The organism is Pyxidicoccus caerfyrddinensis, assembly GCF_010894405.1.
GTDB classification, from domain to species: domain Bacteria; phylum Myxococcota; class Myxococcia; order Myxococcales; family Myxococcaceae; genus Myxococcus; species Myxococcus caerfyrddinensis.
Genome location: NZ_JAAIYA010000008.1, coordinates 377,775 through 392,740, shown reverse-complemented (window position 1 = coordinate 392,740; position 14,966 = coordinate 377,775). Strand labels below are relative to the sequence as shown.

The window sequence follows — 14,966 nt, the reverse complement described above, 5'->3', positions numbered from 1 at the left end:
GCGGAGAGCGAGCGGACGAACGTCGCGCATCTTGCGCCCGGGCGGCGGGACGGGGAGAGTCAGCCGCGACCGTGTCCTCGCCCGCTCTCCAGTTCCCGGCCCCCGCCGTTCCCGAGTCAACACCCGAGCCGGCCTCGGACCTGCCCGGCCCCGCGCCCCGAAATGGTCGGCGCTGGCCCGTCTTCCTGCTGCCGGTGGTGGCGCTGCTGCCCGCCGTCATCGCCGTGCTGCAGCTGGGCCGCATCCACCCGGACGAGGTGTACCAGGCCCTGGAGCCCGCCTGGTGGCGCGTCCACGGCTACGGCGTGCTCGCCTGGGAGTGGAAGGACGGCATCCGCAACTGGGCCGTCCCCGGCGTGCTGGCCGGCTTCCTGAAACTGGCGGACCTGCTCGGAATCACCCGTCCCCAGGGCTACCGGGCGGTGGTGGCCCTCCCGCAGGCGGCGCTGCACGCCTGGAGCGTCTGGGCCGCGTACCGCTTCGCCGCGCGCCGGGCCGGGCCCGCGGGTGGATGGCTGGCCGCCCTCCTGGTGGGCCTCTACGGGCCGGTGCTCGTCTTCGCGGGGCGCACCCTGGGCGAGTCCTTCTCCGCCTCCTTCCTCCTGGTGGCCATGGAGGCGTTGGACAGGCGCGAGCGCCCGGTGCGCGCGGGCCTCGTGGGCGGCGCGGCCCTGGGGCTGGCGGTGGTGACGCGCTACCCGTCGGCCATCTTCGTCCTGGCCGCGCTGGTGTGGCTGGTGGCGGCGCGGCGCTGGCGGCTGCTGGCCTTCACCTGCGCCGGCGGGCTGGTGGTGGCGGCGGGGCTGGGCGCCCTGGATTGGGCCACCTGGGGCTCACCGTTCCATTCGTTCCTGGCCTACGCGCGCTTCAACGTCTTCTCCGAGGGCGCGGCGGCGCGCTTCGGCTCGGACCCTCCCAGCTACTACGCGCGGCCGCTCCTCACCGCCGTGCCCCTCTGGGCATGGGGCGCCGCGCTCCTGGGTGTGGCCGCCCTGCGCCAGCGCCTCGCGTTGTCCCTGCCGCTGTGGTGCGCGGCCGTGTACACGGGCGTGCTGCTGGCCACCGCGCACAAGGAGGAGCGCTTCCTCTACCCCGGTCTGGTGCTGGCCGTGCTGGCCGCGGCGGCGCCGGTGGCGGCCTTCATCGCCACACGCGCACGGGCTGACGCCCGGTGGAGTCTCGTGGCGCTCGCCCTGGGGACAGGCCTGGGTACGGCCGCCTTCTTCCCCTCCAGCGACCTGCGGGCGGACCAGTTCCGCGCCATTGTCGCCGCCACGGAAGGGGGCGGCGCGCGCGGGCTGCTCATCGTCAACGAGGGGCTGTGGGGCGCCGGCGGCTTCTTCTACCTGGGCCAGCAGATTCCCTGGCTCACCTGCGACTGGCCCCAAGACGGCGCCTTCCAGCACGCCATGCGCGACAGCAGCTTCAACCGCGCCGTCACCTTCGAGGACCGAGCCCTCGCGGAGCTCCAGGCGGCCGGCTTCCGCGTGGCGCGCAGAATCGGCCGCGAGACACTCCTCGTCCGCGAATAGGCAGACATGGAAGCGGGCGCGGGGCTGCCCGCAAAGGCGAAGAGCCGGCACCCTGAAACAGGGTGCCGGCTCTTCAAAAGAAACGGCCGGGACACACGCGGAAGTACGCTACCGTTGCTTCCTTCCGGACCTGGCGGAGTTCACGCCTCCACGTTGCCCCGACCACAAAGTCTGTAACAACCTACTGCTGAAACAACAACGGAGAGGGTGGGATTCGAACCCACGATACCCTTTCAGATATACACGCGTTCCAGGCGTGCGCCTTCAACCGCTCGGCCACCTCTCCAGAAGTCTGGAGCGGAGAGCGTAGGATTCGAACCTACGGTACCGTTACCGGTACGCCTGATTTCGAGTCAGGTGCCTTCGACCACTCGGCCAGCTCTCCAGTATTCAGTTTTCACGTTTCTTCGCGCGCAAGCGCTCGAAGAACGTCTTCAAAAGCTGGCGACTTTCGTCCGCCAGGATGCCACTTGTGACCTGGAGCCGGTGGTTGTGTCGAGGCTCCTCGACCAGGTTGTAGAGCGAACCGACCGCGCCCGCCTTCGGATCCGAGGTGCCGAACACCAACCGCGTCACCCGGGATTGAACCAGCGCACCAGCGCACATGGCACACGGCTCCAGCGTCACATACAGGGTGACGCCCGAGAGCCGCCAGACGCCCAGGCTCCGTGCCGCGGCATCCATTGCGAGCATCTCGGCATGAGCGAGTGGGTTGCGGTCCACTTCGCGGCGGTTGAAGCCGGTGCCAATGACCTTTCCGTCATGCACCGCAACCGCACCGACGGGGACCTCTCCGAGTTCCGCGGCTTCCCGCGCGAGCGCAAGCGCCTGCTGCATGAAAGCTTCGTCGTCACTCATGGAGACGGGTGCTCGGAAGAAGAAGTGCGCTCCCTGGAGGATTCGAACCTCCGGCCTTCGGATTCGTAGTCCGACGCTCTATCCAGCTGAGCTAAGGGAGCATTTCTTCCGGCGCTGCTACTGCTACAAGTGGCGGAGAGAGAGGGATTCGAACCCTCGATACCCTTTCGAGTATGCAGGTTTAGCAAACCTGTGCCTTCAGCCTCTCGGCCATCTCTCCAGCTTTTTTCTGTCAAAGAACCACAAAACTCAAGCACAAAATCGGAGGCGGTAGGATTCGAACCTACGGAGGGCTTGCACCCTCTGCGGTTTTCAAGACCGCTGCCTTCAACCGCTCGGCCACGCCTCCAGGCTTCAGAGCCGGCGGAGTCCCTCGGTCCGACGGCGACCGTGGGGCCGCCCTTCTACCTCATTCGGGGCCCGTTGCAAGCCGGATTCAAGGCTCAAAGTGGCTTCAGTTCCTTCAGCCCCCCCATGTACGGCCACAACGCCTCCGGGATGGCCACGCTTCCGTCCTCGCGCTGGTAGTTCTCCAGGATGGCGACGGTCGTCCGCCCCACCGCCAGGCCACTGCCGTTGAGCGTGTGGACGAGCTGGGGCTTGTCCCCCTTCTGGGCCCGGTAGCGGATCTTCGCCCGGCGGGCCTGGAAGTCGCCGAAGTCCGAGCAGGAGGAGATCTCGCGGTACGTGTCCTGGCCCGGCAGCCAGACCTCGATGTCGTACGTCTTGCGGGAGCCGAAGCCCATGTCCCCGGTACACAGCAGCATCACGCGGTGGTGCAGCCCGAGCCGGCGGAGGATGTCGCAGGCGTCGTCCGTCAGCGCCTCCAACTCGTCCAGGCTCTTCTCCGGTGGGGAGAACTTCACCAGCTCCACCTTGTGGAACTGGTGCTGGCGGATGAGGCCGCGCGTGTCCTTGCCCGCCGAGCCGGCCTCGGCGCGGAAGCACGGGCTGAAGGCGCAGTAGCGCAGGGGGAGCTGCTCGCCCTCCAGGATTTCGTCCGCGTGGTAGTTGGTGACGGGGACTTCCGCGGTGGGGATGAGGAAGCGCTCCGGGTCCCCCAGCGTCTTGAAGGCGTCGTCCTCGAACTTGGGCAGCTGCCCGGTGCCCATCATCGACTCGCGCAGCACCAGGTAGGGCGGAAGCATCTCCAGGTAGCCCTTCTGGGTGTGCACATCGAGCATGAACGAGGCGAGCGCCCGCTCCAGCCGCGCCAGCGCGCCCTTGTAGAAGGCGAAGCGGCTGCCGGAGACCTTGGCGGCGCGCTCGAAGTCGAGCATGCCCAGCTTCTCGCCCAGCTCGAAGTGCTGCTTCGGCGCGAAGAGGAGGTTCGGCTTCTCGCCCCAGGCGCGCACCTGGACGTTGTCCTCGGCGCCGGCGCCCACGGGCACGGACTCGTGCGGCACGTTGGGGATGAGCAGGAGGATGCGGTTGATCTCCTCCTCCACTTCCTTGAGGCGGGCCTCCTTCTCCTTGATTTCCTGCGAGACGGCGCGCATGTCCCCGCGCAGCGCGTCCAGGGCCTTGGGGTCCTCCTTCGCCTTGCGCTTCATCTCCTCGTTGGCCGCGTTCCGCCGGGCGGACAGCGACTCCATGGAGACGTACAGCTCGCGCCGCTCGGAGAAGAGGCGCTGGAAGGGGCCGAGGTCCAGGCTGCCGCCCCGCGTCTTCAGGCGGGCGACAACGGCATCGAAGTTCTGCGCGACATAGCGGAGGTCCAGCATGGGGCGCCTTCTAGTCACCCCGCGCGGGAGCCACAAGGTTCCTCGTGCGTGGGGTGCTCAGGGGCCGACGCCCGGGAGCCCTTCTGGCTGACGCCGGCCGTGCGGGAGGCCACGGCCGGCCGCCTGTCGGGGAGCCCGCGGGGACTAGTTCTGCAGGTCGTAGATTTCGTCCTCGATGTCCTTCTTGTCCGTCGCGTCCGGCTTCTTGGAGAGGTAGTCCTTGAACGCCTGGACGGCCTCGCGGCGCTTGTTGCGCTCCTTATAGGCGAAGCCCAGGTAGTAGTAGGACATGGGGTTCTCCGGCTCCACGCTGGTGGCCTTGCGGTACCAGTCGATGGCCTTGGCGTACTGGGCCTGCTCCGTGAAGGCGCGAGCGACCTTGTAATAGACGTAGGTCAGCTTCGGGTCCTGCTTGAGGGCCGTCTCGTAGCGCTTCACCGCGTCGTTCCACCGGGCGGCGCTGAAGTACGCGTCACCGATGGAGCCCAGCACGCGGGTGCGGCGCGGGTCGGCCTTGAGGCTGGCCTCGAACGAGGTGATGGCCTCGTCGAACTGGCCGCCCTCCAGGTACGCATGGCCGAGCGCCTCGTGGGCGTCCGCGTTCTGCGCGTCCAGTTCCACCGCCTTCTGCCACTCCTTCATGGCGTCCGGCAGGTTCTTCGCGTCGCGCAGGATGACGCCGTAGGCGTAGTGGTAGTCCGGGCGTGAGGGCGCGCGCTCCACCGCCTTGCGCATGTTGTCCACGGCGCCGGTGAACTCCAGCCGCTTCGCCTTGACGAGCCCCAGGTAGTAGAGCGCCTCGTGGTTGGAGGGCTCGTTGCTCAGCGCCAGGCCCAGGTTGCTCTCCGCGCCGGCCAGGTCGCCCTTCTCCAGCAGCACCGCGCCCAGCGTAATCGGCGTGGTGGTGGAGCGGGGGTCCTCGGCCTTGGCCTTCTCCAGCTCCGCCACCGCCTCCTCGAGCTGGCCCAGCCGCCAGAGGACGATGCCGCGCTGCAGCCGGCCGTCCTTCAGCAGGTGCGGGTCCAGCTCCAGCGCGACGTTGGCCTCCGTCTTCGCCTTCTCCAAATCGCTGTTCAGCAGCGCCACGCGAGACAGGCCCAGGTGGGCGTCGGCGAGGTTGGGGTCCAGCTGCACGGCCCGCTCGAACTCCTGCTGGCCCAGCAGCGCGTTGTTCTCCGCCAGGGCCAGCTCGCCGAGGCCCGCGCGCACGCCGGCGTGGTCCGGGGCCTTGGCGGCCGCCAGCTCCAGCTGGGTGCGCGCCTCGGCGTTGCGGCGCTGGCGCAGGTAGAAGCGGCCCAGGTACAGGCTGGCCTCCACCAGCTTGTCGTCCGCGGCGATGGCGCGCTTGTAGTGGCCCTCCGCCTCGACGGCCTTGTCGAGCGCGTCCTCGATGCGGCCGTAGAGGTACGCGATGCGCGCCTCGCTGGGGAAGCGCTTGTTGGCCTTCTGCACCGCGTCCAGGGCGGCCTGCATCTTCCCCGTCATCACCAGGGTGGTGATGTGGCCGTCCGTGTACTCGAGGTTGTCGGCCTCCTTGGTGGCCAGCTCCGCGTAGAGGGGCTGCGCGCCCTCGTAGTTGCGCTGCGAGCGCAGCACGAGAGCGAGCTGGCCCTTGAGGAATGCGGAGCCCTTGTCCTTCTCCATGGCGGCCGTCAGCTCGGCCTCGGCCTCCTTGGGCTTGTGCTGCTGGAAGAGGGCCACGCCCTTGAGGCCGCGGGCGCGGGCGAGCTCCGCCGGGCCCAGCGCGGACTTGACGTCCTCGGCCAGGGCGCGGTCCACGGCCTGGGCGCCCTTCTCCCCGTCCTTGCGCACGAGCAACTCCACCGCGGCCAGCTCCACCGCGGAGGCGACGTGCTTCGGGTCGGCATCCAGGGCCGCGGCATACGAAGCGGCGGCCTCGTCCGCACGGCCCGCGGCCTGGTGCAGGTTGCCCAGGGCGTGGTGCGCCTTGGCGGACTTCGCGTCGCGGGCCAGCACCTTCTTCAGCGTCTCCATGGCCTGGGTCAGGTCGCGCTTCTGCCCGTGGGCCTCGGCCAGCAGGAAGGCCAGCTCCAGGTCGCCCTGGTTGGCCTCGCGGCTGTATGCATCCGCCAGCGCGGGGAGCACCGTGTCGGCCTGGCGCGAGGTGAGGGCCATGGCCGCGGCGGCCTTGATGACGTCCACGTCCTTCTCACCGAGCAGCTCGATGTCCGGCATCGCCTCCTGGCAGCGGGCAATGTCGTTCGCGTCGGCGGCGGCGTAGCGGCGCTGCAGGTAGTGGACGGACTGGCACCACAGCGAGCGCACCGCGGGGTACTCGCCCTGCGCGAGCACCTGGGTGCTGAGGGTGTACGCCTGCTTGTAGCTGGCGAAGGTGTCCTGGAGCAGGGCCTGGCGCGCGTCGTCCACCAGCTTCGCCTGGGGCGAGCCGGCGGAGACGCGGGAGGGGAAGAGGGCGCGGCGGCCGTAGGCGCCGTAGCGCGAGCCGAACTCCATGCCCACGCCGATGCCCAGCAGCACCACGCCCACTCCGGCGGCCACCATCAGGGGGATGCGCTTCTTCCACTTCTCCGTGGTGCCAGTGCGGTCCACCACGGCCACGCCGGCCATGCGGCCCTCGTAGAGCTGCTCCAGCCGCTTCATGCTGGCCTGCTGTGGGGCGGCGTCGGCGCGGGGGGCATCGGCGGTGGCCACGGTGGGGGCCGCGCTGGGCGTCACCACCTTGGCGGGGCCCTCCATCAGCCGCTGGATGGCGGCGGCGAAGGTGGCCACGGTGCCGATGGGCGACCAGCTCTCCGAGTCCGTGGAGACGTCCTCGTTGCCGAGCAGCTGCCCGTCCTCGAGCATCTTGACGATGACGCCCTCGTCGAACGGGCCGAACACCTTGCCCGAGCGGCGGCGCACGTGGAAGCGGCGCACCTTGGCTCCGGACTGGGCGCCCGCGTCCTTGCCGGCGGCGTCGTCGATGAACGACAGCATCTCCAGGCCGTCCGCGGGGCCGGCGTTGGGCGGGGGCGGCAGCGGCTCGGAGAGGTCCGCCTCCAGGTCGTCGCCGGGCCTCGCGGTGGGGTCGAACTCGAGCGCGTCGGGGATGCCGGCCGAGGCGGCCTGGGGCGGGGGCGAGCCGAAGTCCACGTCACCGAAGTCCACCGTCGGGTTGACGTTGGCGGGCGGCGGGGGCTCGGCGAAGTCGAGGTTGAAGTCCGGCGCGGGCGCGGCGGCCGGCGCGGGCGCGAAGTCCAGGGCGAACGGGTCCGCCGAGGGCGCGGGGACGGCCGGGGACTCGGCGAAGTCGAAGGACAGGTCCTGCGGCGGCGCGGCCGGCGCGGGCAGGTCCGAGTAGTCGGGCGGGCCCGCGGGGGAGGGCAGGTCCGAGTAGTCCATGCCCGCGGGCGGCGGGGGCAGGGCGAACGGGTCACCGCCCGCGGGAGACGGCAGCTCGCCGAAGTCGAACGACGGCGCGCTCGAGGCGGGCGGAGGCGGCAGGGCGAACGGGTCCTCGCCGGGCATCGGCGGCTGCGCGTACGCGTCCGGCGGCGGGGGCAGGGCGAACGGGTCCGTCTCGGGCGTCATGCCCACGGGCGGCGGAGGCAGGGCGAACGGGTCCTCGCCGGGCATCGGCGGCTGCGCGTACGCGTCCGGCGGCGGGGGTAGGGCGAACGGGTCCGCCTCGGGCGGAGCGCCGAAGTCGGGCGCCTGCGCGCGCTGGGGCGTGGGCGGCAGGGCGTAGGCCTGGGCCTCGCCGCTCGGCGGCTCGATGTCGAAGGCGAACGGGTCCGCCGCGGCCTGGGGCTCGGCGGGGACGGGCAGCGCGTCGTCGGAGAAGTCGAAGTCGCGCGCGGTGCCGCGCACCTCGTCGGTGGTGCCGTAGGTCGGCGCGGCGGCGGCCGGCTCCTCGGAGAAGTCGAAGTCGCGCGCGGTGCCGCGCACCTCGTCGGTGGTGCCGTAGGTCGGCGCGGCGGGGGGCGGCTCGCGGTACGCGTCGCTCGGCAGCGGGATGCGGACGACGCGCGTCACGTCCCGGTTCTCGGGCGCGGGCTGCGGGTTGTCGTCGTACTCGCTGAAGGAGTCCATCGGCGAGGCCGCACCCGGCAGGGGAATGGCCTCGGACCGGGGCGCGGCCACGCCGGGCAGGGGAATGGCGGCGGCGGACGTCTCGGCGTACCCGCCGTCGTCGAAGGCGAACGCGTCCGCCTCCGGCGCGGCGCCCGGCAGCGGGATGGCCTCCGAGTACGACGGCGCGGCTCCCGGCAGGGGAATGGCCTGCGAGTACGACGGCGCGGCGGCCGGCAGCGGAATGGCGGCGGCTCTCGGCGCGCTCCCCGGCAGGGGAATCGCGGCCGACTGGGGCGCGGTGGCACCCGGCAGCGGAATGGCGGCGGACCGGGGCGCGGCCGAGCCCGGCAGGGGGATGGCGGCCGACTGCGGCGCGGCGGCACCCGGCAGCGGAATGGCGCCCGCGTCGAATGCGGAGGGCGCGGCCGAGCCCGGCAGGGGAATGGCGGCGGAGCCGTCATCGAAGGCGAACGCGTCCGAGTCCGGCGCGACGGCGCCCGGCAGGGGAATCGCGGCCGACGGCGCGGCGGCACCCGGCAGCGGAATGGCAGCGGCGGCCTGCGGCGCGGCGGCACCGGGCAGCGGAATGGCGGCGGCCTGCGGCGCGGACGGCGCGCTCACGGCCTCGAGCTTGATGGGGAAGGTCGTCTGGCACCGGGCGCACTTGAGCTTCGCGCCACCGGGCGGGATCCGCTTGTCATCGATGTTGTAGTTCGTCTGGCAAGACGGGCAGGAGACTTTCATGGGGTTCCTTCGACGGACCGGCAGGCGCGAATGGCTCGCGAGCGGGCATCGGAGCGCCTTCGCGGTGCGCGCAGGGTAGCAGAGCCGTTTCCACCCCGGAAAGAACGCGCCTGCCGATGCCGAACGGCCCCTCCCTTGGTCCCCCAGACGGGCGGGCAAGGGCTCTGTCCACCCGTCGGTGAGCGTCGTGCGTTCGTTTCCCCCCTCCCGGAGCGGAGGTGGTAGACCCGGCCTGTCATGGAACCCATCGTCATCCTTGGCGCGGGACTCGCGGGTCTGTCCACCGCCCATTTCCTCCGGAAGCCCTGGCGGCTCATCGAGAAGTCGGACCGGGTCGGCGGGCTCATCAAGACCGAGGTCATCGATGGGTGTTACTTCGACCCCACCGGCCACTGGCTGCACCTGAGGGACCCGGAGATCCAGAAGCTGGTGAACACCGTCTGGCTGCCGGAGCAGATGGTCCGCATCCAGCGCAAGGCGGGCATCTACTCGCGCGGGGTGTTCACCCGCTTCCCATACCAGGTCAACACCCATGGCCTGCCGCCGGACGTGGTGGCGGAGAACCTCGTCGGCTACGTGGAGGCCATCTACGGCGAGAAGGGCCGCGCGCTGCGCGAGCGCGAGCCGAAGAACTTCGAGGAGTTCATCCTCCGCTACATGGGCGAGGGCTTCGCGAAGAACTTCATGGTGCCCTACAACCAGAAGCTCTGGACGGTGCACCCGCGCGAGCTGTCCGCCGCCTGGGTGGGGCGCTTCGTGCCCCGCCCCAACCTCAAGGAAGTGGTGGACGGAGCGCTGGGCGCCGGCAGCGACGCCGTGGGCTACAACGCCTCGTTCCTCTACCCGCGCGAGGGCGGCATCGAGAGCCTCGCCCGCGCCATGCTGCGCCACCTGAAGGGCGGCGAGCTGAGCGTCAACCTGGAGCCCACCTCCATCGACTGGAAGGCCCGCAAGGTGACGCTGTCCGACGGACGCGTGCTGGGCTACTCGGGGCTGGTCTCCAGCATCTCCCTGCCGGGGCTGGTGGCGCTGCTGGCCAGGGGCGGCGCGGGCGTGCCGGAGGAGGTCGTGGCCGCGGCGAAGCGGCTGCGCGCCACCACCGTCACCTACGTGGCCGTGGGCGCGCGCGGGGCCAACCGCCAGCCCTGGCATTGGATCTACCTGCCGGAGCCGGAGTTCCACACGTACCGCATCGGCTCGCCCTCGGCGGTGTATGCGCCGCTGGCGCCGCCGGACACCTCCAGCTTCTACGTGGAGTACAGCCACCATGGCGAGCTGGCCCCCGCCACCGCGGAGAAGTACGCGGTGGAGGACCTGGTGCGCTCGCAGATGATCCACTCGGCGGACGACGTGCTCTTCGCCCGGGCGACGGAGATTCCGCACGCGTACGTGCTCTATGACGACGCATACGGGCCGGCGAAGGCGGAGATCCTCCGCTTCCTGGAGCACGCGGGCATCCTCATCGCCGGGCGCTACGGGCAGTGGGAGTACTCGTCCATGGAGGACGCCATCCTCGCGGGCCGTGCCTGCGCCCGGACGCTGAACGGTTGACGGCCCGGCTCTCGCCCCATATCTGAGGGACCCAATTCCATGGCCCCGCACCTCTCCGTCGTCATTCCTGTCTACAACGAGGAGTCCATCATCGCCTCGGCGGCGGAGGAATTGCGCCAGGGGCTGGATGCGCGCGGGCTCGACTACGAAATCATCTTCGCGGAGAACGGCTCGCGAGATGCCACGCCGCGCATTCTGGAAGACATGTGCGCGAAGAACCCGCGCCTGCGCTGGTTCCACTCAGAGCGGCCCAACTACGGCTCCGCGCTCAAGGCCGGCATCCTCATGGCCAGTGGCACGTACGTGGTCTGCGACGAAATCGACCTCTGTGACTTGACCTTCTACGACGCGGCGCTGCCGCGGCTGGAGCGGGGCGAGGCGGACATGGTGGTGGGCTCCAAGGCGGCCAAGGGTGCCAGCGACCAGCGCCCGCTGGTGCGCCGGGCGGCGACGCGCGTGCACAACGGCCTGTTGAAGGTGGCGCTGGGCTTCCAGGGCACGGACACGCACGGGCTGAAGGCCTTCCGCCGCGAGGCGCTCCTGCCTGTCATCCACAAGTGCGTGGTGGACATGGACGTGTTCGCCAGCGAGTTCGTCATCCGCGCCTGGCGCGAGGGGCTGAAGGTGATGGAGATTCCCATCCAGCTCCACGAGAAACGCCAGCCCTCCATCCACCTCTTCAAGCGCGTGCCCAACGTGCTCAAGAACGTGGGCAAGCTGTTCTACGTCATCCGCGTCCGCGGGACGTGAGCCGGTAGGAGGGCGCGCACCGTGCGGCTGGCGTCCATCTCCGTCGACCTCGACTCGCTGCCGCACTACTGCCGCATCCACGGTCTGCCGGAGTCGCTGCTCGACGAGCGCGCCCGCACCCTGGTGCACGCCGTGGCGGTGCCTCGCTTCCGCGAGCTGCTGGACGGGCTGGGGGCGCCGGGCACCTTCTTCGCCATCGGTGAGGATTTGGAGTCGGACCCGGGCGCCGCGGCGGGGATGCGCGCGGCCCACGAAGCGGGCATCGAGGTGGCCAGCCACAGCCACGCGCATGACTACGCGCTCACGCGCCGGGGCCTGCCCGCCATCCGCGAGGACCTGGCGCGCGCGGATGCCGCCATCCTTGCGGCCACGGGAGTCAGGCCCGAGGGCTTCCGCGCTCCGGGCTACACGCTGAACGCGGACCTGTATGCGGCCACGGCGGAGCAGGGCTACCGCTATGGCTCGTCCGCGTTCCCCGCCGCGCCGTACTACGCGGCGAAGGCGGCGGTGATGGGGGCGCTGGCGCTGGTGGGGCGGCCGTCGCGCTCGGTGCTGGACACGCCGCGCGTGCTGCTGGCGCCCCGCGTGCCCTACCGGCCGGACCCGTCACGGCCCTACCAGCGGGGCTCGGGCGCGGTGCTGGAATTGCCCATGGCGGTGACGCCGGGCGTGCGCTTCCCCTTCATCGGCACCTTCGCCACCACGCTGCCGCTGTCCGCCCTGCGCGCGGCCTGGCGCGCGTGCCGGAAGGACGCCTTCTTCAACTTCGAGCTGCATGGCGTGGACGTGCTGGACGCCACCGACGGGATTCCCCCCGAACTGGTGCGGCAGCAGCGGGATTTGCGCGTGAGCGCGGCCCGGAAGCTGGAGCGGCTGCGTGAAGTCTTCGGCTGGCTGAAGGCGGAGTGCGACGTCGTCACGCTGCGCGACGCGGCCGGGCGGCTCTCCACCTCGCTGTGAGCGGCGCCGCCCGCCGGGGCGTGTCCGCTGGCGCACTCCGTCATTCCCTCACTCCCGGAGTCCGGGCTGGTGGTGTAAAGAACCTCTCCTATGCTGGAGCGCCTCACCGACCGAGTGAAGAAGGGCCTGCGCGACTGGACGGACCGGCTGGCCAATGACGAGCAGAAGCACCGGCTCCAGGCGCTCGCCCGCCCGGAGAACGAGTACGGGGTGGACCCGTTCGGCTTCAGCCTCGACTACAGCCTGTCCGCCCTGGCGCCCTTCGTGTGGCTCTACCGGAACTACTTCCGCGTGGAGACGTACGGCATCGAGAAGGTGCCCGCCGGCCGGGTGCTGCTGGTGTCCAACCACTCGGGCCAGATTCCGTTGGACGGGGCCATGATTGGCGTCTCCATGATGCTGGAGGCCAGCCCGCCGCGCGCCATCCGCAGCATGGTGGAGAAGTGGGTGCCCTCGCTGCCCTACGTGTCCACCTTCATGGCCCGCGTGGGCCAGATTGTCGGCACCCCCGAGAACTGCCGCCGGCTGCTGGACGCGGAGGAGGCCATCCTCGTCTTCCCCGAGGGGACGCGCGGCATCAACAAGCTGTGGCCCCAGCGCTACCAGCTCCAGGAGTTCGGCCTGGGCTTCATGCGGCTCGCGCTGGAGACGCGCACGCCCATCATCCCCGTCGCCGTCGTCGGCGCCGAGGAGCAGGCCCCCGCGCTGATGGACTTGAAGCCGGTGGCGAAGCTGCTCGGCTTTCCGTCCTTCCCCGTGACGCCGACGGGCCTGCCCATCCCCCTGCCGACGAAGTACCGCATCTACTTCGGCGACCCACTGCGCTTCACCGGCCGCCCGGATGACGAGGACAGCGAGCTGGACAAGAAGGTCCGCACCGTGAAGGCCGCGATTCAGTCCATGCTGCACCAGGGGCTCAAGGAGCGTCGGGGGGTGTTCTGGTGAGCGCCACGTCCAGCAGTGCCACGCGGCCGGCCGTCGTCGTCACTGGCATCAGCGGCAACCTCGGCCGCACGCTCGCCAAGCTGCTCCACAAGCACGAGCGCATCATCGGCATCGACCGACGCCCCTTCGTGGGCCGGCCGAAAGACGTGGAGATGTACGAGCTCGACCTGCGCAAGAAGAAGGCCGAGGACGTCTTCCGCAAGAACGAGGTCAAGGCCGTCATCCACATGGGCATCATGCATGACCCGCGGATGAGCGAGGAGGAGCACCACTCCTTCAACGTCGTGGGCACCACGCGCCTGCTGGAGTACTGCGCGAAGTACGGCGTGAAGAAGGTGGTGGTCCTCTCCTCGGCCAACGTCTACGGCCCGAGCCCGGACAACTCCAACTTCCTCACCGAGGACGCGCCGCTGATGGCGGCCAGCCGCTTCTCCGGGGTCAGAGACCTCATCGAAGTGGACATGCTCGCGCACAGCTTCTTCTGGAAGCACCCGCACATCGAGACGGTCATCCTCCGTCCCGTCCACATCGTCGGGCCCACAATCAAAAACGCGCCCTCCAACTACCTGCGGCTGCGCCGGCCGTGGGTGATGGCCGGCTTCGACCCCATGGTGCAGCTCATCCACGTGGAGGACGTGGCGCGCGCCATGGTGGCGGCCCTCCGCCCCGAGCCCAAGGGCGTCTACAACGTGGTGGGCCCCGGCGAGGTGCCGCTGTCCTCGGTGATGCGCGAGTTGGGCAACACCCCCATCCCCGTGCCGCACCCCATTGCCCGGCCGCTGTTGCGCACGTTGTTCAAATACCGGCTCGCCAACTTCCCGCCCCCGGAGCTGGACCACATCCAGTTCCTGTGCGCCGTGGATGGCAGCCGTTGGGTGACGGACGTGAGCTGGAAGCCCCGTAACTCCATGCGGGACACCATCCGCTCCGTCCTCGGCGAGTAGCGACGGGGCAGCGACGGGAAAGTCCGAGACCTCCCTGACACCGATGTCACGCCTGGCGTGACGCCTCCTTCACGGGTCACTGACAGCGATGTCAGGACCCGGGCAGGAGAGCAGGCGGGCGGCCGGGCGTCTGGGATTGCAACCCCTTGAATCTCCAATGGCCCGCCTGCCTCCAAAGACTCGCATGGAGGCTGGCACTCGCATTGCTCTAGGGAAGCCACGAAACGGCGCGGCGACGCGGGCCTGGACACAGCGTCGCCATCTGCCCACCTGTCAGGGCGCCCCATTGGGGGGTTCCCGACGCCTATCGTCTCGGCCGGCCCCGAGACGGTAGGCGGATTTTTTAGGGCGCCCCATTGGGGGGCACCCGACGCCCACCGCCTCGGCCGGCCCCGAGACGGTAGGCGGATTCTTGTAGGGAGCCTCATTGGGGGGCACCCGACGCCCACCGCCTCGGCCGGCCCCGAGACGGTGGGCGGTTTCTTTTCTACGGCAGCTCGCCCTCGAAGGGCCCTTCGAGCTGCCGCTCCAGCAGCCACGCCCCGTTGCGGAGGACGAACTCCGACGTGACGAGGGCGGTGCGCGCGGAGGCGGAGGGCAGGCGCATCCACTGGATGCGGCTCTGCACCGTGGCGCGCTGCCCGTCCTCGGACAGCTTCACGTCCTCGATTTCGTAGTCGGTGACGGTGAGGTCCTGGTCGTCGTTCTGTTTGATGCGCGCGCGCTGGAAGTCCTCGCGCCGCTCCGGGACGATGAACCGGGCGGCCGAGCGGTAGTCCCGCCAGCGGATGACCTGGTGGAAGCTCTCCACCGTGCCCTTGAGTGCCTCCAGGCTGGATTTCTTGGACGTGGTTGCGCACGCCCCGAGGACGAGCACGAGGAAGAGGGCGGACAGGCGTTTCACGGCAGGGACGGTAGCACCC

Annotated in this window: 10 protein-coding genes, 5 tRNA genes and 1 other RNA gene; 6 read left to right on the top strand and 10 right to left on the bottom strand. The window is 70.3% G+C overall.

Annotation, left to right across the window (positions count from 1 at the left end):
- The first annotated feature begins 71 nt into the window (after positions 1-71).
- On the top strand, positions 72-1,532 hold the full coding sequence (locus tag G4D86_RS21445) for a glycosyltransferase family 39 protein (protein ID WP_163995836.1): 1,461 nt from the start codon (positions 72-74) through the stop codon (positions 1,530-1,532).
- Between the two features lie 76 nt (positions 1,533-1,608).
- Here the strand turns inward: G4D86_RS21445 and ffs are convergent.
- The 9 genes from ffs to G4D86_RS21400 form a co-directional block, all read right to left on the bottom strand.
- Positions 1,609-1,701, bottom strand: an RNA gene (gene ffs, locus G4D86_RS21440) — signal recognition particle sRNA small type.
- A gap of 30 nt (positions 1,702-1,731) precedes the next feature.
- Positions 1,732-1,818, bottom strand: a tRNA-Ser gene (locus G4D86_RS21435).
- A gap of 12 nt (positions 1,819-1,830) precedes the next feature.
- A tRNA-Ser gene (locus tag G4D86_RS21430) sits at positions 1,831-1,917 on the bottom strand.
- Positions 1,918-1,922: 5 nt separating this feature from the next.
- Positions 1,923-2,390 carry a tRNA adenosine(34) deaminase TadA gene (gene tadA / locus G4D86_RS21425; RefSeq protein WP_163995835.1) on the bottom strand — a complete coding sequence of 156 codons (468 nt, stop codon included), beginning with the start codon at positions 2,388-2,390 and terminating at the stop codon, positions 1,923-1,925.
- Between the two features lie 27 nt (positions 2,391-2,417).
- A tRNA-Arg gene (locus G4D86_RS21420) sits at positions 2,418-2,491 on the bottom strand.
- Positions 2,492-2,520: 29 nt separating this feature from the next.
- Positions 2,521-2,610, bottom strand: a tRNA-Ser gene (locus tag G4D86_RS21415).
- 42 nt (positions 2,611-2,652) lie between these two features.
- Positions 2,653-2,739: transfer RNA gene (locus G4D86_RS21410), tRNA-Ser, on the bottom strand.
- A gap of 94 nt (positions 2,740-2,833) precedes the next feature.
- Positions 2,834-4,114 (bottom strand): serine--tRNA ligase, encoded by a 1,281-nt coding sequence (gene serS, locus G4D86_RS21405; RefSeq protein ID WP_163995834.1) that lies wholly within the window; start codon positions 4,112-4,114, stop codon positions 2,834-2,836.
- 144 nt (positions 4,115-4,258) lie between these two features.
- Positions 4,259-8,893, bottom strand: a complete 4,635-nt coding sequence (locus G4D86_RS21400; protein WP_163995833.1) for a tetratricopeptide repeat protein — start codon at positions 8,891-8,893, stop codon at positions 4,259-4,261.
- A gap of 237 nt (positions 8,894-9,130) precedes the next feature.
- Between G4D86_RS21400 and G4D86_RS21395 the strand changes: the two genes are divergently transcribed.
- From G4D86_RS21395 to G4D86_RS21375, 5 genes are all read left to right on the top strand, one after another.
- Positions 9,131-10,444 (top strand): protoporphyrinogen/coproporphyrinogen oxidase, encoded by a 1,314-nt coding sequence (locus tag G4D86_RS21395; protein ID WP_163995832.1) that lies wholly within the window; start codon positions 9,131-9,133, stop codon positions 10,442-10,444.
- Positions 10,445-10,483: 39 nt separating this feature from the next.
- A complete protein-coding gene (locus G4D86_RS21390) occupies positions 10,484-11,194 on the top strand; it encodes a glycosyltransferase family 2 protein (RefSeq protein WP_163995831.1) in 711 nt (236 codons plus the stop codon).
- A gap of 21 nt (positions 11,195-11,215) precedes the next feature.
- Positions 11,216-12,154, top strand: coding sequence for a polysaccharide deacetylase family protein (locus G4D86_RS21385; RefSeq protein WP_163995830.1), 939 nt, complete (start codon positions 11,216-11,218; stop codon positions 12,152-12,154).
- A gap of 90 nt (positions 12,155-12,244) precedes the next feature.
- Positions 12,245-13,099 (top strand): lysophospholipid acyltransferase family protein, encoded by an 855-nt coding sequence (locus G4D86_RS21380; protein WP_163995829.1) that lies wholly within the window; start codon positions 12,245-12,247, stop codon positions 13,097-13,099.
- Positions 13,096-14,043 carry an SDR family oxidoreductase gene (locus tag G4D86_RS21375; RefSeq protein ID WP_163995828.1) on the top strand — a complete coding sequence of 316 codons (948 nt, stop codon included), beginning with the start codon at positions 13,096-13,098 and terminating at the stop codon, positions 14,041-14,043. The genes G4D86_RS21380 and G4D86_RS21375 overlap by 4 nt, the downstream gene beginning before the upstream one ends.
- Before the next feature lie 487 nt (positions 14,044-14,530).
- Here the strand turns inward: G4D86_RS21375 and G4D86_RS21370 are convergent, their stop codons facing one another.
- A complete protein-coding gene (locus G4D86_RS21370; protein ID WP_163995827.1) occupies positions 14,531-14,947 on the bottom strand; it encodes a hypothetical protein in 417 nt (138 codons plus the stop codon).
- Positions 14,948-14,966 lie beyond the last annotated feature (19 nt).